At 69.2% G+C, this 22,880-nt stretch carries 22 protein-coding genes; 12 read left to right on the top strand and 10 right to left on the bottom strand.

What is annotated here, in order from left to right; translation table 11 throughout:
• Nucleotides 1-1,485, bottom strand: coding sequence for a replicative DNA helicase (locus PE061_RS11985; protein ID WP_271255513.1), 1,485 nt, complete (start codon nucleotides 1,483-1,485; stop codon nucleotides 1-3).
• A 60-nt stretch (nucleotides 1,486-1,545) separates the two neighbouring features.
• Entirely contained in the window at nucleotides 1,546-3,867 is a 2,322-nt protein-coding gene (locus PE061_RS11980; RefSeq protein WP_271255512.1) for a patatin-like protein, read from the bottom strand.
• Between the two features lie 105 nt (nucleotides 3,868-3,972).
• Here PE061_RS11980 and PE061_RS11975 point away from each other — a divergent pair, with 105 nt between their 5' ends.
• A complete protein-coding gene (locus PE061_RS11975; protein WP_271255511.1) occupies nucleotides 3,973-4,404 on the top strand; it encodes an MAPEG family protein in 432 nt (143 codons plus the stop codon).
• A 55-nt stretch (nucleotides 4,405-4,459) separates the two neighbouring features.
• On the opposite strand, the gene cysS is transcribed toward PE061_RS11975, so the two are convergent.
• From cysS to radA, 3 genes are read right to left on the bottom strand one after another with little or no spacing between them, the layout of a single operon-like run.
• Complete coding sequence (cysS, locus tag PE061_RS11970; RefSeq protein WP_271255510.1) at nucleotides 4,460-5,869, bottom strand: cysteine--tRNA ligase; 1,410 nt, start codon at nucleotides 5,867-5,869, stop codon at nucleotides 4,460-4,462.
• Between the two features lie 47 nt (nucleotides 5,870-5,916).
• Nucleotides 5,917-6,552 carry a CvpA family protein gene (locus PE061_RS11965; protein WP_271255509.1) on the bottom strand — a complete coding sequence of 212 codons (636 nt, stop codon included), beginning with the start codon at nucleotides 6,550-6,552 and terminating at the stop codon, nucleotides 5,917-5,919.
• Nucleotides 6,553-6,570: 18 nt separating this feature from the next.
• Complete coding sequence (gene radA, locus PE061_RS11960) at nucleotides 6,571-7,956, bottom strand: DNA repair protein RadA (protein WP_271255508.1); 1,386 nt, start codon at nucleotides 7,954-7,956, stop codon at nucleotides 6,571-6,573.
• A 104-nt stretch (nucleotides 7,957-8,060) separates the two neighbouring features.
• Here radA and alr point away from each other — a divergent pair, with 104 nt between their 5' ends.
• From alr to PE061_RS11940, 4 genes are read left to right on the top strand one after another with little or no spacing between them, the layout of a single operon-like run.
• Nucleotides 8,061-9,080 carry an alanine racemase gene (gene alr / locus PE061_RS11955; RefSeq protein WP_271255507.1) on the top strand — a complete coding sequence of 340 codons (1,020 nt, stop codon included), beginning with the start codon at nucleotides 8,061-8,063 and terminating at the stop codon, nucleotides 9,078-9,080.
• A complete protein-coding gene (locus PE061_RS11950) occupies nucleotides 9,077-9,865 on the top strand; it encodes an MlaE family ABC transporter permease (RefSeq protein ID WP_271255506.1) in 789 nt (262 codons plus the stop codon). The genes alr and PE061_RS11950 overlap by 4 nt, the downstream gene beginning before the upstream one ends.
• Nucleotides 9,862-10,632: an ABC transporter ATP-binding protein gene (locus PE061_RS11945; protein ID WP_271255505.1), complete on the top strand. Its 771-nt coding sequence runs from the start codon at nucleotides 9,862-9,864 to the stop codon at nucleotides 10,630-10,632. Before PE061_RS11950 ends, PE061_RS11945 begins: the two co-directional genes overlap by 4 nt.
• 29 nt (nucleotides 10,633-10,661) lie before the next feature.
• Nucleotides 10,662-11,099 carry an iron-sulfur cluster assembly scaffold protein gene (locus tag PE061_RS11940; RefSeq protein WP_271255504.1) on the top strand — a complete coding sequence of 146 codons (438 nt, stop codon included), beginning with the start codon at nucleotides 10,662-10,664 and terminating at the stop codon, nucleotides 11,097-11,099.
• Here PE061_RS11940 and PE061_RS11935 read toward each other — a convergent pair.
• Entirely contained in the window at nucleotides 11,083-11,556 is a 474-nt protein-coding gene (locus tag PE061_RS11935) for a methyltransferase family protein (protein ID WP_271255503.1), read from the bottom strand. The two genes, PE061_RS11940 and PE061_RS11935, sit on opposite strands and share 17 nt — an antisense overlap.
• Nucleotides 11,557-11,644: 88 nt before the next feature.
• On the opposite strand from PE061_RS11935, the gene PE061_RS11930 reads away from it, so the two are divergent.
• Complete coding sequence (locus tag PE061_RS11930) at nucleotides 11,645-13,462, top strand: monovalent cation:proton antiporter-2 (CPA2) family protein (RefSeq protein ID WP_271255502.1); 1,818 nt, start codon at nucleotides 11,645-11,647, stop codon at nucleotides 13,460-13,462.
• Nucleotides 13,463-13,494: 32 nt separating this feature from the next.
• Here PE061_RS11930 and PE061_RS11925 read toward each other — a convergent pair whose 3' ends face one another.
• The gene (locus PE061_RS11925; protein ID WP_271255501.1) at nucleotides 13,495-14,376 is read right to left on the bottom strand and encodes a LysR family transcriptional regulator; all 882 of its coding nucleotides are present in this window, start codon (nucleotides 14,374-14,376) and stop codon (nucleotides 13,495-13,497) included.
• A 117-nt stretch (nucleotides 14,377-14,493) separates the two neighbouring features.
• On the opposite strand from PE061_RS11925, the gene PE061_RS11920 reads away from it, so the two are divergent.
• The 6 genes from PE061_RS11920 (at nucleotide 14,494) to PE061_RS11895 (ending at nucleotide 20,550) form a co-directional block, all read left to right on the top strand.
• Nucleotides 14,494-16,005: a CoA-acylating methylmalonate-semialdehyde dehydrogenase gene (locus PE061_RS11920; RefSeq protein ID WP_271255500.1), complete on the top strand. Its 1,512-nt coding sequence runs from the start codon at nucleotides 14,494-14,496 to the stop codon at nucleotides 16,003-16,005.
• 4 nt (nucleotides 16,006-16,009) lie between these two features.
• Entirely contained in the window at nucleotides 16,010-16,402 is a 393-nt protein-coding gene (locus tag PE061_RS11915) for a RidA family protein (protein ID WP_271255499.1), read from the top strand.
• The gene (locus tag PE061_RS11910) at nucleotides 16,399-17,547 is read left to right on the top strand and encodes an acyl-CoA dehydrogenase family protein (RefSeq protein ID WP_271255498.1); all 1,149 of its coding nucleotides are present in this window, start codon (nucleotides 16,399-16,401) and stop codon (nucleotides 17,545-17,547) included. Before PE061_RS11915 ends, PE061_RS11910 begins: the two co-directional genes overlap by 4 nt.
• A complete protein-coding gene (locus PE061_RS11905; RefSeq protein ID WP_271255497.1) occupies nucleotides 17,547-17,879 on the top strand; it encodes a DUF423 domain-containing protein in 333 nt (110 codons plus the stop codon). The genes PE061_RS11910 and PE061_RS11905 overlap by 1 nt, the downstream gene beginning before the upstream one ends.
• 77 nt (nucleotides 17,880-17,956) lie before the next feature.
• Nucleotides 17,957-18,982, top strand: coding sequence for an NADP-dependent oxidoreductase (locus PE061_RS11900; protein WP_271255496.1), 1,026 nt, complete (start codon nucleotides 17,957-17,959; stop codon nucleotides 18,980-18,982).
• A gap of 77 nt (nucleotides 18,983-19,059) precedes the next feature.
• Nucleotides 19,060-20,550 carry an amidohydrolase family protein gene (locus tag PE061_RS11895; protein ID WP_271255495.1) on the top strand — a complete coding sequence of 497 codons (1,491 nt, stop codon included), beginning with the start codon at nucleotides 19,060-19,062 and terminating at the stop codon, nucleotides 20,548-20,550.
• A gap of 10 nt (nucleotides 20,551-20,560) precedes the next feature.
• On the opposite strand, the gene PE061_RS11890 is transcribed toward PE061_RS11895, so the two are convergent.
• Genes PE061_RS11890 through PE061_RS11880 form a run of 3 tightly spaced genes read right to left on the bottom strand, consistent with a single transcriptional unit; the run spans nucleotide 20,561 to nucleotide 22,875 of the window.
• A complete protein-coding gene (locus tag PE061_RS11890) occupies nucleotides 20,561-21,259 on the bottom strand; it encodes a hypothetical protein (protein ID WP_271255494.1) in 699 nt (232 codons plus the stop codon).
• 39 nt (nucleotides 21,260-21,298) lie between these two features.
• Nucleotides 21,299-21,940, bottom strand: a complete 642-nt coding sequence (locus PE061_RS11885; RefSeq protein WP_271255493.1) for a trimeric intracellular cation channel family protein — start codon at nucleotides 21,938-21,940, stop codon at nucleotides 21,299-21,301.
• Complete coding sequence (locus PE061_RS11880) at nucleotides 21,937-22,875, bottom strand: metal-dependent hydrolase (protein WP_271255492.1); 939 nt, start codon at nucleotides 22,873-22,875, stop codon at nucleotides 21,937-21,939. Before PE061_RS11880 ends, PE061_RS11885 begins: the two co-directional genes overlap by 4 nt.
• Nucleotides 22,876-22,880 lie beyond the last annotated feature (5 nt).

Below are 22,880 nucleotides of genomic sequence, written 5' to 3'. Positions count from 1 at the left end.
CTATTCGTAGGCCCGCTCGGGCAGGTGCGCGTCGTCGGCGAGGTCGCTGAAGCGCGTGTGCACGGCTTCGAAATGCAGGTCGACGATGCCGGTGGAGCCATGGCGCTGCTTCGCCACGATCACCTCGGCGCGGCCGCGGATCGCGTTGCCGCGCTCGATCCACTTCTCGAACTTCTCGGTGCCGTCCTCGGGCTTCTTCTGGGCGTGGTAATATTCGTCGCGGTATACGAACAGCACGATGTCGGCGTCCTGCTCGATGGTGCCGGATTCGCGAAGGTCGGCGAGCTGGGGCCGCTTGTCCTCGCGCTGCTCGACGGCGCGCGAGAGCTGCGACAGCGCGATCACCGGCACGTTCAGCTCCTTGGCGAGCGTCTTCAGGCCGCGCGTGATCTCCGAGATCTCGTTGACGCGGTTGTCGTTCGCCTGCCGGCTGCTGCCTTGCAGAAGCTGGAGGTAGTCGACGACGATGAGGCCGACGCCCTTCTGGCGCTTGAGGCGCCGCGCGCGCGAGCGCAGCGCGGCGATGGTGAGGCCGGGCGTATCGTCGATGTAGAGCGGCAGGTCCTGAAGCGCGGCGGACGCGCGCACCAGCTCGCGGAACTGCGCCTGGTTGATCTTGCCCATGCGCAGGTCCTCGGAGCTGATCCGCGCCTGCTCGGCAAGGATACGCGTCGCGAGCTGGTCCGCCGACATTTCGAGGCTGAAGAAGGCGACGCCCGCGCCGCTCGTCTTGTCGATCTGGTCGGCGCGGTCCTTCATCAGGCGTTCGGCGGCCGAGAAGGCGATGTTGGTGGCGAGCGCCGTCTTGCCCATCGCCGGGCGCCCGGCGAGGATGACGAGGTCGGAGCGATGGAGCCCGCCGATCTTGGTGTTGAGCGCGTTGAGGCCGGTGGTGATGCCCGAGAGGTGCCCGCCCGACTGCTTGGCGCGCTCCGCCATCTGCACGGCGAGCGTCGCGGACTGGGCGAAGCTCTTCACCGCGTTCGAGACCTCGCCTTCCTCGGCGACCTTGTAGAGCGCGAGCTCGGCCTGCTGGATCTGCTCGTGCGGGTTCACGTCCACGGACGTGTCCGAGGCGCTCACCACCATTTCGCGCCCGACGCGCACGAGCTCGCGCAGGAGGGCGAGGTCGTAGATCTGCGCGGCGAAGTCCTTGGCGGCGATGAGCGCGGCGGACTGCTCGGTGAGCTGCGCGAGATAGGCGGGGCCGCCAAGCTCGGCGAGGGCCGGATGCTCGGCGAACATCGGCCTCAGCGTCACCGGGGTCGCCAGCATGGCGCGGTCGACGAGCTTCAGGATGGCGGCATAGATCTCGCCGTGCACGGGTTCGAAGAAATGCTCGGGCCGCAGCTTCAGCTGCACGTCCTCGGCGAGCCGGTTGTCGATCATCATGGCGCCGAGCAGCGCCGCCTCCGCATCGAGGTTGTGCGGAAGAGTCGGCGAGTCGTCGGCAGGCGCCGGTACGGCACGAAGCGGTGTCAGCATGGGCGCACTATACATCGTCTTCCACGGCGTGCTCTGTGGAAATGCTGGGGATAAGCGTTTTTACCCGATCTCCTTGCGAAGCTCCTCGATGAGGTCCGGCACCGCCGTGAGCCGCGGCGCCTCGGCGTCGAGGATGGCATGGAAGGCGCGCTTCTTGATCGCGGCCACGAAGCCCGGCTCCAGATGCTTGCCCTCGGGCAGCGCCGAGACGACGATGTCGATCACCCGGTCGACGCCGTGGAGGCGGCCCCAGAGATAGTCGTTCTCGCGGTAGGCGCGGCTGAAGAACGCGCCGAAGCTGTTGAACTTTATGCCTTTCAGCGTCGCGAGCGCGCCGCCCTCGCGGATCGCGCGCGCGTCGTCCGGCGAGATGCGGTCGACCTTGATCTCGTCGAACTCGTCGAGACCCTCGCCCTGCAACAGCGGGAAGGTGGCGATGTCGTAGAAGGGGAAGCCGAGATAGGCCTTCAGGAGCTGGGCGCGGAGGTCCGGCGTGGTGCAGTCCGTGATGATGGCGGCGAGCCGCGCGTCGCCGAGCGCGTCGAAGTCGGTGAGCCCGAGCGCCTCGCCATAGGCCTCGATCACCGGCACGGGGTCCGCGTTCGCGGTTTCGGCGGGATTGCGGACCCACGGGCCGTAGAAGGCGAGCCGGCGGCGATCGAGATAGGGCGCGAGCAGGTCGTAGAGCGCGGTCTTCAACGCCTCGGTCTTCTGAAGCTCCTCCGGTCCGCCCGCATCGCCCCATTCGTTGACGCGCCGGACGATGAAGCGCAGCCGCCGGATGCGGAAGCCGAGGTCGTAGCGGCGCAGGAACTGCACGAAGACGTCGGTGTCGGCGTCTCTCGGGCGGGTGGTCTTGGTCACGCGGTCGATGCCGTTCTTGCGGATATGCCGCCAGACCTCCTTGCGGACGCGCTCCGCGGCGTCGCGCTCATGCTCGCCGAGGTCGGCGAACAGCCGCGCCATCTCCTCGACGATCTGGCTCAGCTTCAGGTGCGCGTAGGACGGGTAGGTGAAGCCCGCGCGCAGCACGGCCTCGGCGTTCGCCTGCGCGCGCCACTGCTGGAGCTTCGCGGGCAGCACCTTCGCGCGAAGCTGGCGGCGGCCGATCGCGTCCTCGATCGCCTCGTCCACCGTGGCGCGCACGCCCTCGACGACATGGCTGAGGCGCCGCACGCGGGCCGAAAGCCCGGCGAGGTGGTCGAGATCGTCGCGGATCGGCTGCTCGCGCGGGATGTCGGACAGCGAGCGCAGGATCGTCGAGAAGAAGCCCGGCGGCTTCGTGGTGTCGATGCGCGCGCCGATGGCGCGGATGCCGGGCTTGGGGTCGATGTAGACGAAGCGGCGGTCGATCTCGCGGTGCGCCGGGCGCTGGCGGAGCGCGGCGATGGCGGGCGAGAACGGCGCGTTGTTGAGGATGCTGCCGTCGAGCAGCGCCGCGTTCGCCGGATCGAGCCCCGCCGTTGCGCGGTGCGGGAACACGCGCGACAGGAACGACGCCCGCTCCGGCCACGGCTTGCCGCCCTTCGCCAGCACGCGGTCGAGCTCGCTCGGCTGGAACGGCGGGAAGGCGCCCGGAAAGGACGCGGTGGCACGCGCCGCGAAGGTGAGGGAGGGGATGTCGGCGAGCTTCCGCTCCGCGCCGCGCTCGCTCGAATCGCGGAAGGTGATGAGCTTGCGGTGCTCGACCTCCATCACCTCCTCGGGGCTGTGCAGGCGCAGGCGCTCCGGGTAGCCGTGATAGTCGGTGACGGTGACGAACAGGTCGAGCGGCTGGCCGGGCGGCAGCAGCGGCGAGGCCGCCTTCGTCTCCGCCATCGCTTCGAACGCGCCGAGCAGCAGCTCGGTGAAATGCTCGCCCGAGAACGGCGGCTCGAACCAGCGCGAGCGGATGAAGCGCGAGACCTTGATGCGCAGCTCCTCGCGCGCGCCCTTCTCGACGATCTCGTCCAGGGGATCGGTCTGCCCGCGCGCCATCCAGAGCAGCGGCCGCGCGTAGAACTTGCTCCAGCGCGATTTCGGCACCGCCGCGGGGTCGAGGAGCTCGTCGGCATCCGCCTTGTCGAGCCAGAGGTCGGCGAGCGGGGCGAGGCTCTGGCCGGACGAGATCGCCTGCGCGAGGAAGATGCCGTTGATGCCGCCCGCCGACGCGCCCGCGACGATATCGACGAGCACGCGCAGCCGGACGTGCTTGCCGATCGCGTCGAGCAGCTCGTGATAGACGGGCTCGGTATCGCCGCCGGGCGGGTCCGGATCGGCGTCGTGCCAGCTGCGGCTCGCGCGCAGCAGCTTCCAGATCTCCTGCGTGATGCCGTGCATGTAAACGGCAAGGCTGATGCCGCCGTAGCAGACGAGCGCCAGCCGAAGCTCCTTCTCACGCATGGGCGGAGCATATCGGCCTCGATTTGCCCTGTCGACCGTGAGGGTTGCGCCCGGCGGCGCGAAGGCGCAGCATCCGCGCCGGGAGACAACAGGGGAGGATCGCCCATGACCTTGAACAGCAACGTGATCTCGATGCTGCAGACCATCGTCGCGATGGGGCTGCTCAATCTGGTGATGTTCGTGTGGATGTACGCGACGCGGATACCCGCGATGAACCAGGCCAAGATCGACCCGCAGTCGGCGCAGCATCCGGGCGCACTCGACACGCTGCCGAGCGAGGCGCGCCGCGTCGCCGACAACTACAACCACCTCTTCGAGGCGCCGACGATCTTCTACGCGATGGTCATCGCCATCGTGCTGCTCGGCCACGCCGACCAGTGGCACGTGCTCGCGGCATGGGCCTACGTGATCCTGCGCGCGCTGCATTCGCTGGTGCAGGCGACGTTCAACCGCGTCATGGTCCGCTTCGCGCTGTTCGGCCTGTCGTGGGTCGCGCTCGGCATCATGATCGTCCGCGAGGTCGCGGCGCTCTACTGAGCGCCATCCTCAAGCGCGCGCTATCCCGTCACCCCGGCGCAGGCCGGGAACCATACTACGCCCGCCGCCAGACCGTCGTCCCATCGGGCTTGTCCTCGAGGATGATGCCCTCCGCCTTCAGCTGATCACGGATGCGGTCGGCCTCGGCCCAGTTCTTTGCAGCTTTGGCGGCAGCGCGAGTGGCAACATGCTGGGTGATACGTTCATCCGAAACCACAACCTCAATGTTTTGGCCCGGAAGATGCAAAGTAGCAGGTTCCACAAAAACTACAGTTTGCAGCGAGGACAACCCGAGAAGCCTTCCAATCGCGTGCAACTCCGATTTCGCCTTCGAAGCCTCCGCCTCCGAGCCCGCCGTGGTCAGGTCCTTGCGAACCTTCTGCATCTCGGCGAGCACGGCGGGCGTGTTGAGATCGTCCGCCAGCGCAGCGAGCACCGCCGCCGGAACCTCCGCCTCCACATAGGGCGCATCGGACGACCGGATCGCGTTCGCGAAGCCGTCGAGCATCGCCTTCGCCTGCCCGATCAACCGATCGTTCCAATCCAGCGGTTGCCGGTAGTGCGCCATCAGCAGGGCGAGGCGCAGCGTCTCGCCCTTGTGGCCTTGCTCCAGAAGCTCGCCGACCGTCACCACGTTGCCGAGCGACTTCGACATCTTCTCCTTGTCCATCGAGAGGAAGCCGTTGTGCATCCACACCTGCGCGAGCGGCGCGCCGCCGTGGGCGCAGCGGCTTTGCGCGCATTCGTTCTCGTGGTGCGGGAACTGGAGGTCGAGGCCGCCGCCGTGGATGTCGATGGTGGTGCCGAGGTGGGCCTCGATCATCGCCGAGCATTCGATGTGCCAGCCGGGGCGGCCGCGGCCCCACGGGGAGTCCCAGCCCGGCTGGTCCGCCGCGCTCGGCTTCCAGAGCACGAAATCGCCGGGGTTCTTCTTGTAGGGAGCCACCTCGACGCGCGCGCCCGTGATCATCTCATCTTGTCCGCGGCGCGAGAGCGTGCCGTAGTCGGCGTCCTTCGTAATGTCGAACAGCGCATGGCCCTCGGCGGCGTAGGCCGCGCCCTTCTCGATGAGCGCCTCGATCATCGCGATCATCTGCGCGACGTGCTCTGTCGCGCGCGGCTCATACGTGGGCCGCTGCACGCCGAGCGCGCCCATGTCGGCGCGGTAGAAGTCCTCGTAGCGCTTCGTGATCGTCTCGATCGGCACGCCTTCCGCTTCGGCAGCGGCCATGATCTTGTCGTCGATGTCCGTGAAGTTCCGCGCATAGTGGACGGCCTTCTCGCCGTAGGTGTGGCGCAGCAGGCGGAACAGCACGTCGAACACCACGGCGGGCCGGGCGTTGCCGATGTGCGCGCGGTTGTAGACCGTGGGGCCGCACACGTACATCGTCACCCGGTCCGGATCGGCGGGCGTGAAGACGTCTTTTTTGCGCGTCAGCGTGTTGTAGAGGCGGATTTCGGTCATGGCCGCGCCCCTACCGCGAATCCGCGGCGAAGGAAACCGGACCTGTCCTAGATTTCGGTGGAGCCGGCGTCGTCCAGCAGATCGTCGAGCGCGTCGCGCTCTTCGTCCGTGTAGCCTTCGCCGCCGCTCGTATCGCTGTAGTGCCGGTCTTCGGGAGACGCGCGCGGCCGGTCGTCGCCGAGGCCGAGGCCTCCCTGCCGCTCCTCAGCGTAGTCGATGATCGCGCGGCTGGTGATGTCGAGCAGCGGCTCGGTCTTCGCGGCGAGCAGCCACTCCGGCAGCTTCTCGTTGCCGCCCCAGATGAGCGCATGGCCGCGCGTGACGACGAGGAAGACGAGGCTGACGACGATGAGGCCCTTCACCGCGCCGAAGCCGAGCCCGAGCACGCGGTCGACGGGCCCGATCACCGAGCGCTTGGTGCGATCGCCGAGCAGCCGCCCGACGAGGCGGAACAGGAAGAAGGTGCCGAAGAAGATGACGATGAAGGCGATGGCCGCCGCCGCCACCTCGCTGCCGACCATGCCGGCCGCGATCAGCTTGCCCGCCGGGTAGAACAGCTTCAGCGCGACGACTGCCGCGACCCACGCGAGCAGCGTCAGGATCTCGGTCACGAAGCCGCGGACGGCGCCGAGCACGGCCAGCGCGCCAACGATGAGCAGAACGACGATGTCGAACCCGGTCATGTCCATATTTTGCGGCCCCTAATCGGCGCCGCAGAGGTGGTCAACAAGGCCCGACAAATGTTTGAAGCCTGTGGCTTTCATGCCATTGGGCACGCCGTCTCCCTTCGCGGTCGCGCCGCCCGGCAGGAAGGCGCGCTCGAAGCCCAGCTTCTGCGCTTCCTTGAGCCTGAGCCCGAGGTGCGGCGCGGCGCGGATCTCGCCCGAAAGCGCGATCTCGCCGAGCACCACCGTGTCGAGCCGGATCGGCCGCTCCGCCATCGCCGAGGCGAGCGCGGCGGCGACGGCGAGGTCCGCCGCCGGGTCCGAGACGCGCAGGCCGCCCGCGATGTTGAGGTAGACCTCGCAGGTCGAGAAATTGAGCCCGCAGCGCGCCTCCAGCACCGCGAGGATCATGGCGAGCCGCCCCGAATCCCAGCCGACGACCGCGCGGCGCGGCGTCGCGCCGGACGGCAGGCGCACGACGAGCGCCTGCACCTCCACCATCACCGGGCGCGTGCCCTCGATCGCGGGGAACACCACCGACCCCGGCACCGGCGCCTCGCGCTGCGTGAGGAACAGCGACGAGGGGTTGGAGACCTCCTCGAGGCCGAGCGTGCCCATCGCGAACACGCCGATCTCGTCGGTGCCGCCGAAGCGGTTCTTGACGGCGCGCAGGATACGGTACTGGTGCGAGCGCTCGCCTTCGAAATAGAGCACGGTGTCGACCATGTGCTCGAGCACGCGCGGCCCGGCGATCTGCCCGTCCTTGGTGACGTGGCCGACGAGCACCACCGCCGCGCCTTCGGACTTCGCATAGCGGATGAGCTCCTGCGCGGCGGCGCGCACCTGGCTCACCGTGCCGGGGGCGCCCTCAAGCATGTCCGAGTGCATGGTCTGGATCGAATCGATGACGAGGAGGTCGGGCGCGGTGCGTTCGGCGAGCGTCGTCAATATGTCGCGCACGGAGGTGACGCTGGCGAGCGCCACGTCCGCCTTGCCGAGCCCGAGCCGCTGCGCGCGAAGGCGCACCTGATCCGCCGCCTCCTCGCCCGAAAGGTAGACGATGCGCCTCCCCGCCATCGCCATCTTGCCCGCCACCTGAAGCAGCAGTGTCGACTTGCCGATGCCCGGATCGCCGCCGATCAGGATGGCACTGCCCGGCACCACGCCGCCGCCGAGCGTGCGGTCAAGCTCGGCGACGCCGGTGGGAAGCCGCGCCGGGAGCGGCGTTTCCTCGTCCAGCGATTGCAGGCGGATCGCCGTGCCGCCGCGCGAGAGCGACTGCTTCGCCGAGAAGGGCGTGACGACCGCGCCGGCGTCCTCGACGATGCTGTTCCACTCCTTGCATTCGCCGCACTGCCCGGCCCAGCGCGGGCTCACCGCGCCGCACGCCTGACAGACATACTGGGTTTTCAGCCGCGCCATTCGCCACCCACGATCCAGAACAGAGTGTGAACATAGCGAGCGCGGTGCGACCTTGCAAAGCGTGATTTGCGCATCGCGGCCTCCCCCGCTATCCGTCCCTCCACATGATCCCGCCCTCGCCTCTCCGCCTCCGCATCGACATGGGCGCGCTTGCCGCGAACTGGCGGCAGCTCCGCGCGCTGGCAGGCGTGGACGCGGGCGCGGCAGTGAAGGCGAACGGCTACGGCCTCGGCGCGAAGGCCGTCGTGGACCGGCTCCACGCGGAAGGCTGCCGCACGGTCTACGTGTCGAACTGGCAGGAGGCCGCCGCGCTTGCCGGGCACGCGCCGGACCTCCGCGTGAAGGTGCTGCACGGCGTGGATGCCGCGGACCTCCCCGCCGCGCTTTCCATCGACGCGGACCCCGTGCTGGTCAGCCCCGAGCAGGTCGCGCTGTGGCGCGCGCACGGCGCCGGGCGGCGCTGCGACGTCATGGTGGACACGGGCATGAACCGTCTCGGCTTCGAATGGCGCGGCTTCTGCACCGAGATGTTCGCGGGGCTCGATGTGGACACCGTTCACTCCCACCTCGCCTGCGCCGATACGCCGGAGCATCCGCTGAACGCCGTGCAGCGCGACCGGTTCGCGGGCATAGCGTCCGCACTGGGCGCGCGCGGTGCGCTCGCGAACACGGCGGGCATCCTGCTCGGGTGCGACTATGCGTTCGGCCACGTCCGTCCCGGCATCGGCCTCTACGGCGGCATGGGAATGCGGCAGGTGGTGTTCCCGCAGGCGCGCGTCATCCAGTGCCGCGACGTGCCCGCCGGCGACTGCGCGGGCTACGGCGCGACATGGACGGCGCGGCGCGACAGCCGCCTCGCCGTGCTCAACGTCGGCTACGCGGACGGATACCTTCGCGCCTTCTCCAATCGGGGAGCGGCGCTGGTGGACGGCAGGCGCGCGCCCGTCGTCGGGCGCGTTTCGATGGACATGATCATCATCGACGTCACCGACACGCCGGTTCCCGTGCCCGGCGACCGGGTGGACCTCGCCTACGACCTTGCCGAAGCTGCGGCCCAGTCCGGGCTTTCCGAGTATGAGTTGCTGACCGGGCTCGGCGCCCGCTATGAGCGGGTCTACGTATGACAGACGCACTCGTCGCCTTCTTCGCCCACCCGGGCCGCGCCACGCTCGCCGCGCTCGCCAGCATCGGCCGGGTCGCGCTGTTCACGCTGCGCGCGCTCGCCGCCGCCGTGCGCCCGCCTTACTATTTCGGCCGCCTCGTCGAGCAGATGCTGATCATCGGCTGGTTCTCGCTGCCGGTCGTGGGCCTCACCGCCGTGTTCACCGGCGCGGCGCTCGCGCAGCAGATCTTCGTGGGCGGCAGCCGCTTCAATGCCGAGAGCACCGTGCCCGCCGTCACCGTCATCGCCATCGTGCGCGAGCTCGGCCCCGTGCTCGGCGGGCTGATGGTGGCGGGCCGCGTCTCCTCCGCGATGGCCGCCGAACTCGGCACGATGCGCGTCACCGAGCAGATCGACGCGCTCACGACGCTCCGGACCGATCCCTTCCAGTACCTGATCGCGCCGCGCCTCGTCGCCGCGGTGATCGTGCTGCCGCTACTCGTGCTCGTTTCGAACGCGCTCGGCGTGATGGGCGGCTTCCTGATCGGCACGCAGCGGCTCGGCTTCAACGTCACCTCCTACCTCGCCACGACGCGGCAGTACCTCGAATGGGACGACGTGTCGTCGAGCCTCGTGAAGGCGGCGGTGTTCGGCTTCATCATCGCCATGATGGGCTGCTACCACGGCTTCCGCAGCATGGGCGGCGCGGCGGGCGTCGGCCGCTCGACGACGAACGCAGTGGTCAGCGCCTTCGTGCTGATCCTGCTCGCCAACCTCATCATCACCGTGCTGGTGTTCGGCACATGACGGCAGGCGCGCGCGGGGGCAGCATCGAGCTTGTCGGTGTCCGCAAGACGTTCGGGCCGAAGGTCGTGCTCGACCACATCGACCTCAGCGTCGCGCCGGGCGAATCGCTGGTCGTGATCGGCGGATCGGGCACCGGAAAATCCGTGATGCTGAAGTGCGTGCTCGGTATCATGCCCATCGACGGCGGCACGATCCGCCTCGACGGCGTCGACCTCGCCGCCACCTCGCGCACCGAGCGCACCGGACTCCGGAACCGCATCGGCATGTTGTTCCAGGGCGGTGCGCTGTTCGATTCGCTGCCCGTGTGGCGCAACATCACGTTCGGGCTGACGCGGGGCCGCGCCACGAACGCGAAGGCGATGCACGCGAAGGCGGTGGAACTGCTTGCGAAGGTCGGCCTCGACGCAACCGTGGCGGACCTGAAGCCCTCCGAGCTTTCGGGCGGGATGCAGAAGCGCGTCGCGCTCGCCCGCGCCATCGCGGCGGAGCCCGAGATCATCTTCTTCGACGAGCCCACCACGGGCCTCGACCCGATCCGCGCCGACCAGATCAACCGGCTGATCCGCGGCCTCGTCACCGACCTCGGCGTCACCGCCGTCACCATCACGCACGACATGGCGAGCGTGCGCCGCATCGCGGACCGCGTCGCCATGCTGAAGGACGGGCGCATCCACTGGGAAGGCAAGGTCGCCGACCTCGAGAACAGCGGCAACGACTACGTCGACCGCTTCGTCCACGGCCGCGCCGACGACGGCGAGGCTGGCTAGACGCCCGCCGCCGCCCTATATCGGCCGCGATGTCCGAACCGCTCTACAACACCGCGATCCTGCGCCTCGCCGCGGCGATCCCGCACCAGACGCGCCTTGCCGCGCCGCAGGCGACGAGCCGCAAGGTCTCGCCGATCTGCGGCAGCCGCGTCACCGCCGACGTCGGTCTCGACGGTGAAGGCCGCGTCGCGCTGTTCGGGCAGGAGGTGCGCGCCTGCGCACTCGGGCAGGCCTCGGCCTCGATCCTCGGCGGCGGCGTCATCGGCAGATCGGCCGCCGAACTGCGCGCCGCGCACGCCGCGCTTACGGCGTTCCTGAAGGGCGACGGCGACGTGCCGGACGGCTGGCCGGACCTCGAAATCTTCCGCCCGGCGCAGGCCTACAAGGCGCGCCACCCTTCCATCCTGCTCGCCTTCGACGCGGCGGCGAGCGCGGCCGAGGACGCCGCCGTCATAGCCAGCGCCTGACCCTGTCCTTGTAGGCGCGGTAGTCGTCCCCGAACTTCGCTTCGAGATAGCGCTCCTCGCGTGCGATCACCTGCCGGTCAATCAGGATCACCACGAAAGGCAGCAGCAGGAGCGTCGCGAGGCTGTCGAAGATGAGGGCGAGCCCCGCGAAGATCAGCGCCATGCCGAGGTACATGGGGTTGCGCGTCCAGCGGTAGACGCCGCTCGCGACGAACGCCGTCGTCTGCCGCCACGGCTCGGGATTCGTACCCGCCTGCCGGAAACGGAGCAGCGCTGCGAAGATGAGGCCGAGGCCCCCGACGGCCAGGACCATGCCCGCGATGCTCGCCGCCCTGATGTCGAGGCCGATCGGCGGATCGTCGAGAAGCCGCCCGATGCCGAGCCCCAGCAGCAGCATCCCAGCGTAGACGAACGGAGGCGGGAAGCGTACCTGTGGGCTGTCCTCGTCGATCTTCATTGCCGGTAGCCATGCCTCCGCTGTTTCCCCGCCGTTTCTACAAGCCCGATCCGCGCACCGCAAACCGGCGGACGGAGACACGCGGCTGATGGCGGTCGGCGGCGATTCGACCCTGCTTCGCGACGGAGTCGTCTATCTTGCGGCAGCGGTCGCGATCGTGCCGCTGTTCCACCGCCTGAAGCTCGGCGCAGTGCTCGGCTACCTCGTCGCGGGCATGATCATCGGGCCGCATCTGCTCGGCCTCGTCACCGATCCCGAAGCGACGCTGGCGTTCGCCGAGTTCGGCGTCGTGCTGCTGCTGTTCGTGATCGGCCTCGAACTCCGCCCCCGGCGATTGTGGGACCTGCGCTACGACATCTTCGGGCTGGGCAGCGCGCAGGTGGTGCTCTGCGGCCTCGCCATCACCGGCGCGCTGCTTCTCACCACGAGCTTCACGTGGCAGGCGGCGCTCGTCATCGGGCTTGCGCTGGCGCTCTCCTCCACCGCGCTCGACGTGCAGATCCTGCGCGATCAGGGCAAGATCAACACGCCGCTCGGCCAGCGCATCATCTCGATCCACCTGATGCAGGACCTCGCCATCGTCCCGCTGCTGATCGTGACGACGGCGCTGTCGCGCACGACGGACGCGCTGGCACCCGAAGGCTGGGAGCTCGTGTGGAAGTCCCTCGTCGCGATCGGCGCGCTGGTGCTTGCCGGGCGCTTCCTCGTGAACCCGCTGTTCCGCCTGATCGCGCAGACGGGCACGCGCGAGGTGTTCGTGATCGGCGCGCTGCTGATGGTCGTCGGCTCCGCCTTCCTGATGGCGAGCTTCGGGCTTTCGATGGCGCTCGGCGCGTTCATCGCGGGCGTGATGCTCGCGGACAGCCCCTACCGGCACGAGGTGGAGGCGGACATCGACCCGTTCCGGGGGCTGCTGCTCGGCCTGTTCTTCATGGCGGTCGGCATGTTGCTCGACCTCTCGATCATTCTTCAACAGCCGGCGCGTATCCTGCTCTACGTCACCATCCTGCTGGGCGTGAAGTTCGTGACCATCGCGGTGCTCGCCCGCCTGTTCGGCTCGAACTGGCGCGATTCGGCGCTCACCGGCGTGCACCTCGCGCAGGGCGGCGAGTTCGCGTTCGTCGTGTTGACGGCGGCCGAAAGCGGGCTCCTGCTCGCCTCCCAAGCCTCCAGCCTGTTCGCCGCCGCCGTCACCGTCTCGATGGCGCTCACCCCGCTCCTCATCGCCGGGATCGACCGGCTGGTGGAGCACGGGGGCGAGGACCACGATGTCGAAGGGCCGGAAGAAGCCGAGAACGCGCCCGCGATCCTCGTCGGCTACGGCCGCTTCGGCCAGACCGTGAACCAGCTTCTCGCCGCGCGCGGCATCCCGGTCACGCTCATCGACCGCAAGCCGGGCCAGATCGAGCTTTCGGGGCGGTTCGGCCAGAAGGTCTATTACGGCGACGGCACCCGGCTCGACGTGCTGCGCATGGCGGGCGCGGAGGAGGCGCAGCTTCTCATCTACTGCAACGACGGCCAGCAGGTGACGAACGAGATGCTGGGCGCCGTGCGCCGCGCCTTTCCGAGCCTCAAGGTGCTGATCCGCGCCTTCGACCGCCGCCACGTCATCCAGCTCGCCAACGCAGACTGCGACGCGGTGGTGCGCGAGGTGCACGAGAGCGCGGTGGCGATGGGCTGCGCCGCGCTGAAGGCGGCGGGCGTCGACGAGGCGACCGTCGACGCGATCGAGGCCGAATATCGCGAACGCGACAGCGAGCGCCTCGCCCTCCAAATCGCGAGCGGCGACCTGCGCGCGGGCCTCGACCTCGCCTACGGCACCTATCCCCTGCCCGCGAACGAAGGCCTCGCCGAAATTCCGCAGGCCGTCGACGAAGATGAGGTCGTGCCGGAGCGGAGTTCGTAACGCGGCTCGATCCGTAGCTTGCGCCGACCGCGCTACAGCAGCACGTCCCGACGCCGGGCCACCACCTCGTCGATCCATTGCGAGAAGGCGGCGATGCGCGCGAAGCGGCGCATGTCGCGGTGCATCACCAGCCAGAAACTGCGCCTGAGCGAGACGTCGCCCGCGAGCACCGGCACGACGCGCGCATCTTGCGCCGCCATGAAGCGCGGCAGGACGCCGATGCCGCCGCCGCCCGCGACCATCTCCCACTGCGCGTTGATGCTGGTGCTGCGGATCGCCGGTTCGAGGCCGGGCAGCACCTCGCCGAGATAGTCGAGTTCCGGCGTGAAGATGTGATCGGGCACGTAGCCGACGATGCTGTGGTCCAGCAGATCGGCGCGCGCCTTCGGCTCCCCCGCGCTCTCCAGATAGGCCGGGCTCGCATAGAGGCCGAGGCGGTAGTCGGTGAGCCTGCGCGCGACGAGCGGGCCGTGCTGCGGACGCGCGAGCATGATGGCGATGTCCGCCTCGCGCCGCGACGGGCTGAGCACGCCGCTGCCCGCGACGAGGTCGATGACGATGCGCGGGTGGCGGCGGTGGAAATCGGGAAGCGCGCGCGCGACGATCCACGTGCCGAAGCCCTCGACGACGCTGACCCGCACCGTGCCGCCCGGCCCCGCCTCGCCGGAGACCTCGCCGCCGAAGCGCAGCGCCGCCTGCTCGGCGGATTCGGCGTGCTCGACAAGCGCGCGCCCGCGCTCGGTCAGCACGTAGCCCGCGGGCCCCTGCTCGAAGAGCGTCGCATCGACGTCGCGCTCCAGCCGCGCCAATCGCCGGCCGATCGTGGTCGCATCGACGCCGAGTTCGCGTGCCGCCGCGTTCAGCCGCTGCGTGCGCGCGACGCACAGGAAAATGCGCAGGTCATCCCAGTTCACTGTACTTCCATACTGCAAAATCGCAGCAGCGTAATGCGAATCTGAGGAATTGCCCGTGCACGTGCGAAGGCCGATAAGCGCGCCAACGCCACTTTGGCCTATCCTTGGGGAATGAGCATGACCGGCACCTTGCGCGAAATCGACCTTTTCATCGGCGGCGAGACCGTCAAGGGCACCAGCGGCCGCTTCGGCGACGTGTTCAACCCCAACACCGGCAAGGTGCAGGCGCGCGTCCAGTTCGCGACGGATGCCGAGATCGCCCGCGCGGTCGAGGTGGCGAAGGCCGCGCAGATCGGCTGGGCCGCCACGAACCCGCAGCGCCGTGCGCGCGTGATGTTCGAATACAAGCGCCTGATCGAACGCGACATGAACAAGCTCGCCGAGCTGCTCTCGTCCGAGCACGGCAAGGTGATCGCCGACGCCAAGGGCGACATCCAGCGCGGGCTCGAGGTCGTCGAGTTCGCCTGCGGCATACCGCACGCGCAGAAGGGCGAGTACACGCAAGGGGCGGGCCCCGGCATCGACGTCTACTCGATGCGCCAGCCGCTCGGCGTCGTCGCGGGCATCACGCCATTCAACTTTCCGGCCATGATCCCGATGTGGATGTTCGGCGTCGCCATCGCGGTGGGCAATGCCTTCATCCTGAAGCCGTCGGAGCGCGATCCTTCGGTGCCGGTCGAACTTGCGAAGCTGATGATGGAGGCGGGCCTTCCGGCGGGCGTGCTCAACGTCGTCCACGGCGACAAGAGCGCGGTGGACGCGATCCTCGATCATCCCGACATCCATGCCGTGAGCTTCGTCGGCTCGTCCGACATCGCGCACTACGTCTACCAGCGCGGCGCGGCGGCCGGTAAGCGCGTGCAGGCGATGGGCGGCGCCAAGAACCACGGCATCGTCATGCCCGACGCCGATCTCGACCAGGTCGTGAACGACCTCGCGGGCGCGGCCTTCGGCTCGGCGGGCGAGCGCTGCATGGCGCTTCCCGTGGTGGTGCCGGTCGGCGACAAGACCGCCGCGAACCTGCGCGAAAAGCTGCTGCCCGCGATCGCGGCGCTGCGCGTCGGCGTCTCCACCGATGCCGAGGCGCATTACGGCCCGGTCGTCACCGCCGCGCACAAGGCGAAGATCGAGAACTACATCCAGATGGGCGTGGACGAGGGCGCCGAGCTTGTCGTCGACGGCCGCGGCTTCACGCTGCAGGGCCACGAGGACGGCTTCTTCGTCGGCCCGAGCCTGTTCGACCGCGTGAAGACGAACATGCGCACCTATCAGGAAGAGATCTTCGGCCCCGTGCTCCAGATGGTCCGCGCCGACAGCTTCGAGGAGGCGCTCCAGCTTCCGACGCAGCACCAGTACGGCAACGGCGTCGCCATCTTCACGCGCAACGGCCACGCCGCCCGCGAGTTCGCCGCGCGCGTCAACGTCGGCATGGTCGGCATCAACGTGCCGATCCCGGTGCCGGTCGCCTACCACACGTTCGGCGGCTGGAAGCGCTCGGCGTTCGGCGACACCAACCAGCACGGCATGGAGGGCGTGAAGTTCTGGACCAAGGTGAAGACCATCACCCAGCGCTGGCCGGACGGCTCCGCCGACGGCGGCAACGCCTTCGTCATCCCCACGATGGGATAAGCCGGTGACGCGGCAGCGCACCGGGTCCGCCTCTCCCTACGAGGCCGAAATCGGCTTCTCCCGCGCGATGCGCGTGGGAGACCGCATCATCGTTTCCGGCACCGCGCCGGTCGAGCCAGACGGAAGCTCGACGCCGGGCGATGCCGAGACGCAGGCCCGGCGCTGCTTCGCGATCATCCTCGCCGCCATCGAACAGCTCGGCGGCAGCGCGGCGGACGTGGTGCGCACGCGCATGTTCATCACCGACCCGGCCGACGCCGGGGCTGTCGGCCGCGCCCACGGCGCCGTCTTCCGCGATGTCCGCCCCGCCGCCACGATGGTCGTCATCGCCGCGCTGCTGCGCCCGGAATGGAAGGTGGAAATCGAGGCCGAGGCCATTATAGGGACCAACCCATGACCCAGTTCGACCTCACCGACGACCAGCGCGCGATCCAGGAAATGGCGCAGCGCTTCACCGCCGACGCCATCACGCCCTTCGCGGCGGAGTGGGACGAGAAGCACGTCTTCCCGCGCGACACGATCAAGTCCGCCGCCGAGCTCGGCTTCGCGGCGATCTACGTGTCGGAGGCCTCGGGCGGCATCGGGCTCGGGCGGCTCGAATCGGCGCTGATCATGGAGGCGATGGCCTACGGCTGCCCTGCCGTCTCCGCGTTCATCTCGATCCACAACATGGCCTCGTGGATGATCGACAGCTTCGGCTCCGAGACGGTGAAGACGAAGTACCTGCCGAGCCTCGTCACCATGGACCGGATCGCGAGCTACTGCCTCACCGAGCCGGGCTCGGGATCGGACGCCGCGGCGCTCAAGACCAAGGCCGTGCTTGACGGCGACCACTATGTCGTCACGGGCTCCAAGGCGTTCATCTCCGGCGGCGGCGAGAACGAGGTCTACGTCACCATGGTCCGTACCGGCGGCGAGGGGCCGAAGGGCATCTCCTGCCTCGTCATCGAGAAGGACATGCCGGGCGTCAGCTTCGGCGCCAACGAGCGCAAGATGGGCTGGCGCGCGCAGCCGACCGCGCAGGTCAATTTCGACGGCGTGCGCGTTCCGGTGGAAAACCTCGTCGGCGCCGAGGGCGACGGCTTCAAGATCGCGATGGCGGGGCTCGACGGCGGCCGCCTCAACATCGGCGCGTGCAGCCTCGGCGGCGCGCAGCGCGCCATCGACGAGGCGCTCGCCTACACGCGCCAGCGCAGCCAGTTCGGCAAGGCGATCATCGACTTCCAGAACACCCAGTTCCGCCTCGCCGACATGGAGACGGAGCTTCAGGCCGCGCGCATCCTGCTCTACGCCGCCGCCGCGAAGGTGACGGCGCAGTCGCCCGACAAGACCAAGTTCTCGGCGATGGCGAAGCGCCTTGCGACCGACACCGGCATGTCGGTCGTCGACCGCGCGCTCCAGATGTTCGGCGGCTACGGCTATTTGCAGGACTATCCGGTCGAGAAGCTGTATCGTGACCTCCGCGTTCACCAGATCCTCGAAGGCACGAACGAGATCATGCGCGTCGTCATCGCACGCGAGCTGATGCGGGCCGCCAACTGATGGCGCCGCTCGCCGCGCTCGCTGCCCTCAACGGCCTCCTCGCCGTTGCGGTCGGCGCGTTCGGCGCGCACGCGATAACGGACCCGCAGGCGAAGGCGTGGGTCGCCACGGGCTCGCTCTACGGCCTCGCCCATGCCGCGGCGGCGCTCGCCGTGATGACGCGCGCGCCGGCCGCCGCGTGGAGCCTGACGCTCGGCGCGCTTGTCTTTTCGGGCACGCTCTACCTGATGGCGCTCGGCCTGCCGCGCTGGCTGGGTGCAGTGACGCCGATGGGCGGCGTGCTGATGATCGTCGGCTGGGCGCTCCTCATCTGGCACGCGCTGCGCGCCTGAGGCGTCAAAATCGCTAGCGGCAGCGCGCACCGAAACACGCTAGCCTCCATTCCGTTCGAATCGAGGGGAGACGCGCCATGACCATCTCGCAGCAGTGGACTCTTGCCAGCCGCCCGCAGGGCGCGCCCACGGCGGACAACTTCAAGTGGGTGGAGACGGAGCTTCCCGCGCCCGCCGACGGTCAGGTACTCGCCCGCACGCTGTGGATGTCGCTGGACCCCTACATGCGCGGCCGCATGTCGGAGGGTGCGTCCTACGCCGCGCCCGTGCCGGTCGGCGGCGTGATGGAGGGCGAGACGGTCGGCGAGGTCATCGACTCTCGTGACAGCCGTTTCAAGCCCGGCGACATCGTCGCGGGCCGCTCGGGCTGGCAATCGCACTGGGTGCTCTCCGCCGCCGAGCTGCGCCCGCTGCCGAAAGGCCCGTTCCCGCTCTCCTACCATCTCGGCATCCTCGGTATGCCGGGGCTCACCGCCTACACGGGCCTGATGCGTATCGGCCAGCCGAAAGCGGGCGAGACGGTGTGCGTCGCCGCCGCCTCGGGCGCGGTGGGCGCGGTGGTCGGCCAGATCGCGAAGCGCGTCGGCTGCCGCGTCGTCGGCATCGCGGGCGGCAAGGCGAAGTGCGATTTCGTCGTGAACGAACTCGGCTTCGACGCCTGCCTCGATCACCATGACGCCGGCCTCGGCACCGCGCTCAAGGAGGCCGCCCCCAAGGGCATCGACATCTATTTCGAGAACGTCGGCGGCAAGGTCTGGGAAGCCGTGCTGCCCCGCCTCAACGACTTCGCGCGCGTCCCCGTCTGCGGCCTCATCGCCGGCTACAACGCCGCGAGCCGCGACGAGCTTTCCGGCAGCATCCTGATGGCCGAGCTGATGCGCGCCGTGCTCGTGAAGCGCCTCCACCTCGAAGGCTTCATCGTCAGCGACTACTGGGCCGAGACCATGCCGAAGTTCGCCGCCGACATGGCGCGCTGGCAGGGCGAAGCGCCCTTCGTCTACCGCGAGGACGTGACCGAAGGGCTGGAGAACGCGCCCAAGGCGTTCATCGGCCTTCTGGAGGGCAGGAACTTCGGCAAGGCCGTGGTGAAGGTCGCGGACTGACGCCGCAGGGGTTGCGCCCGCCCGCGAGCACGGCCATTCTCCTCCAAGGGGGCACCCGCCGATCCGTGGAGGGAGCGATGCGCTGGCTGTCCGACGATGACCTGAGGGCTCTCACCCCTGCGGAGCGGTGCGAGCCGCGCACGCCGCTGCCTGTCCGCATGGTCGCCAGCGAAGAGTATCTGCCCGTCCCGCAGACCGGGAAGCAGCGCGAAGCGGAAGCCCGCCTCTATGCCGCGGCCGACAGCATCGCGCCCCGGCTCGGCCTCAGCCGCCGCCGCTTCTTCCAGACCTCGGCCGGCATGGCAGCGGCGTTCGCGGCGCTGAACGGCACCTTCGGCCGCCTGTTCGAGGTCGGCGCCGCCGAGGCCGCGACGCCGGAGCTTGCCGAGGAACGCGCCCGCGCGCTTTCGGGCCAGTTCATCATGGACATGCACACGCATTTCCTGCGCGACGACACGCGGCTCACGAACTTCGTGCGGATGCGCCAGTCGGTCGCGGCGCAGGGCTGGAACCCGCAGCTTTCCGAGGCGGGCGAGCAGACCATCGAGGACCTGAAATTCGAGAATTACTTCAAGGAGGTCTACCTCGACAGCGACACCAAGATCGCGCTCATCTCCTCCGCCCCCTCCGACATTCCGGAGGACTGGTTCCTCACCAACCGGCAGATGGCCGAGGCGCGCGAGCGCGTGAACGGCAAGGCGGGCGGCAAGCGCATGATGACGCACGCGATCATCACGCCCGGCGCGCCCGGCTGGCTCGACGATCTCGACGCCGCGCTCGCGCTGAAGCCGGACTCGGTGAAGGGCTACACGGTCGGCGACAACACGCACAAGGAAACCGCCCGCCATCCGTGGCGCATGGACAGCGACGAAACCTATCGCGGCTACGAGAAGGCCTCCGCCGCGGGCATCCGCAACATCTGCGTGCACAAGGGGCTATGGGGGCGGCAGCTCGATGCGCGTTTCCCGCGCCTTGCGCCCCATGCGGACGTGCGCGACGTCGCGAAGGCGGCGAAGGACTGGCCGCAGCTCAACTTCGTCATCTACCACGCCGCCTACCGGCTCGACGATCCGGAATGGGCGCTCGCCGCGTTCGAGAAGACGGGCCGCATCGACTGGGTGACGGACCTCGCGGACATTCCGGAGAAGCACGGCGTCACCAACGTCTATGCCGACCTCGGCCAGATCTTCGCGCAGACGCTGATCGCTGCGCCCCGCCTGTGCGCGGCGATCATGGGGCAGCTCGTGAAAGGGCTCGGCGCCGATCACGTCTGCTGGGGCACGGATGCGGTGTGGACCGGATCGCCGCAATGGCAGATCGAAGGGCTGCGCCGTCTCGAAATCCCCGAAGACATGCGGAAGGCGCACGGCTTCGCGCCGCTGGGCGCGGCAGACGGCCCGGTGAAAAGCGCGATCTTCGGCGGCAACAACGCGCGGCTCTACGGCATCAACCAGGCGGCAACCGAAGCCGCGCTCGACGCCGACCGGTTCGCGGCGATCAAACGGGACTATCTCGGCAGGGGCGCGACACCCTCCAACCGCCGCTACGGGTTCGTCGCGCGGGCCTAGCTCCATCGGCTCAGATGTGGGAGTGACCGCCCGATGCGGGCGTGTCGTCGGCGTATCCGCCGACGCCGAGACCGGCTCCGCCGCCGCCCATTCCCATCCCTCCGCCGCCACCGCCGCGTCCGCCGCCCTGCCCGCCGCCTTCCCTGCCACCGCGCCCGCCGGACCCCGAAGGCCGCGCAGGGCCCTGCCTCAGGACCGCGAGGTCCGCCGGAACCGGATCGAGGTCGAGCGCCTCGCGGATGAAGTCCCGAAGCGAGACGACGAGGTCGTGCGTGTGGACGGTGCGGCCCGCGAGCAGTTCGCCCGCGGCGTGCCGTGCAAGGCGGACCTGCTCTTCGGTGCCGAGCAGGATGATGTCCGACAGCGCCGCCTCCACGGCATCGCGGATGCGCCGCGCGCGATCGGACCCGGCAGCATCGTCGGCAGAGGATTTCGAAGCCTCGGCTTCCGCTTCGGCGCCCTCGCGGCGGAGGTCGCGCAGGTGCGCGGGATTGACGGTCAGGGTACCGGTGAACGATCCGCCGAGGACCTTGTAGGCGGCGATCAGCGTGCGCAGGCGCTCATTGATCTGGCGGTTCATGCGCTCGCGGCGCTGCTGGATCGTGACCATCATCAGCAGCCGGATGCCGACGCCGATCAGCGTGACCAGCGCGAGACCAAACAGGGTGATGAGCAGGCTTTCCCACGAGCTGAAATCAATGTTGCGCACAGGCGCCTCCGCATCCGCTCCACAGCGCAGACCCTATCGTCATTTGCTCCCCGGCGCGACAGGCGCCTTGAGCCCGAAGCGCACGCTCACCATGCGCAGCCCGAACGTTGCCAGCGCGCCCGCGATGCCGACGAGCGCCGACGGCAGGCCGAGCGCATCGCCCGCGACGACGATCACCGCGCCGAGCATCGCCGCGAGCGCATAAAGCTCACCGACCTTGAGAACGCGGGGCACCTCCGCGAGCAGCACGTCGCGGATCGCGCCGCCGCCGACCGCCGTCAGCACGCCGAGCAGCACGGCGGGAAGCGGGTCGATGTCATAGGCCAGCGCCTTGCGCGCGCCCGCCACGGCGAAGAACGCGAGCGCCATCGCATCGAGCAGCATCACCGGGCGGCTCGCCCGCTCGAAGAAGCGGTGCCCGAAGAAAACCACCGCCGCCGCCGCCAGCGCCGACGGCAGATAGAAGGGATTGGCAAGGGCCGCGACCGGGGTCGCGCCGATCAGCACGTCGCGCGCCATGCCGCCCGCGAGCCCCGTGACGATGGCGAGCACGAACACGCCGAACACGTCGAGCCTGTGGCGCACGGCGAGCAGCGCGCCGCCGAGCGCCGAGACGAAGATGCCGGCAAGATCGGCCCACAGCACGACCGGACCGAGCACGACGGGCGGCAGTTCGGTCATCGCGCGTCCTCCGGCACGTCCACCGCGATACGGAACATGTTCGTTCCCGGACGATCGACGAAGCGCGCGTCGCCGAGCGCGACATGCGCCGCGCCGTTCGCGCGCGTCACTTCGGCGAACGGCAGGCGCGACCAGTAGAGGAAATCGGCGGCCTGCTTGCTGGTGCGCGCCGCCGCGGCAACCGCCGGATCGTCCATGTTCGTCTCGAAGGGGGCCTCTATCGAAAGTCTGGGCAGCAGCAGGTTCGCATCGCCGTAGCCGTAGCGTCCGCCGACATCGTAGATGATTTCCCGGCGGAACGGATTGATCGGCGGCGGGCTTGCCACCACCTGCCGGGCCGGGCCGTACCCGGCCTCACGCACCGCCACCGCCGCGCGCTCTTCAGCGACATGGCTGCCGTATCCCATCAGGCCGATGTAGAGCGCGACGGCGGCCACCGCCGCCCGTGCCGGAGCCTCGCGTTTCCGGCGCCGCGAGAGGAACACGCCGAGGCCGAGCGCGATCCACACCCACACGTCGATGATGAACAGCGTGTCGCCGTAGAACCATCGCTCCGTGAACGGCATCAGGAAGCGGATGCCGTAGACGTTCAGGAAATCGAGCGCCGGGTGCGACAGCACACCGATGGCGGAGAGCGCGAGCAGCCAGCCGAAACGGACGGGCGGGCGGCTTTCCGGTCGCGTTCCGTGCCGTGCCTGCCAGCGGTCGAACGCCCGCATGGCGATGGCGAGGCCGGGGATGAAGATGACCCATGCCAGCGGCCCGTGCGTGATGCCGCGCCGGAACGCGAGGTTCTCCCCGAACGCGAGGCCGATCGCATCGACATCCGGCAGGTTCGCGGCGATGACGAGCGTCGCCACGGCAAGGCCCGTCCTGCGCTTGAGGCCCGCTTCGCCGAGCGCCCATGCGGCGAGCGAGTGCGTGAGATTGTCCATGTTCG

The organism is Sphingosinicella microcystinivorans, from assembly GCF_027941835.1.
In the GTDB taxonomy this organism is placed as follows: Bacteria; Pseudomonadota; Alphaproteobacteria; order Sphingomonadales; family Sphingomonadaceae; genus Sphingosinicella.
The sequence above is the reverse complement of the archived record's forward strand: the minus strand, read 5'-3'. Positions and strand labels throughout refer to the sequence as shown.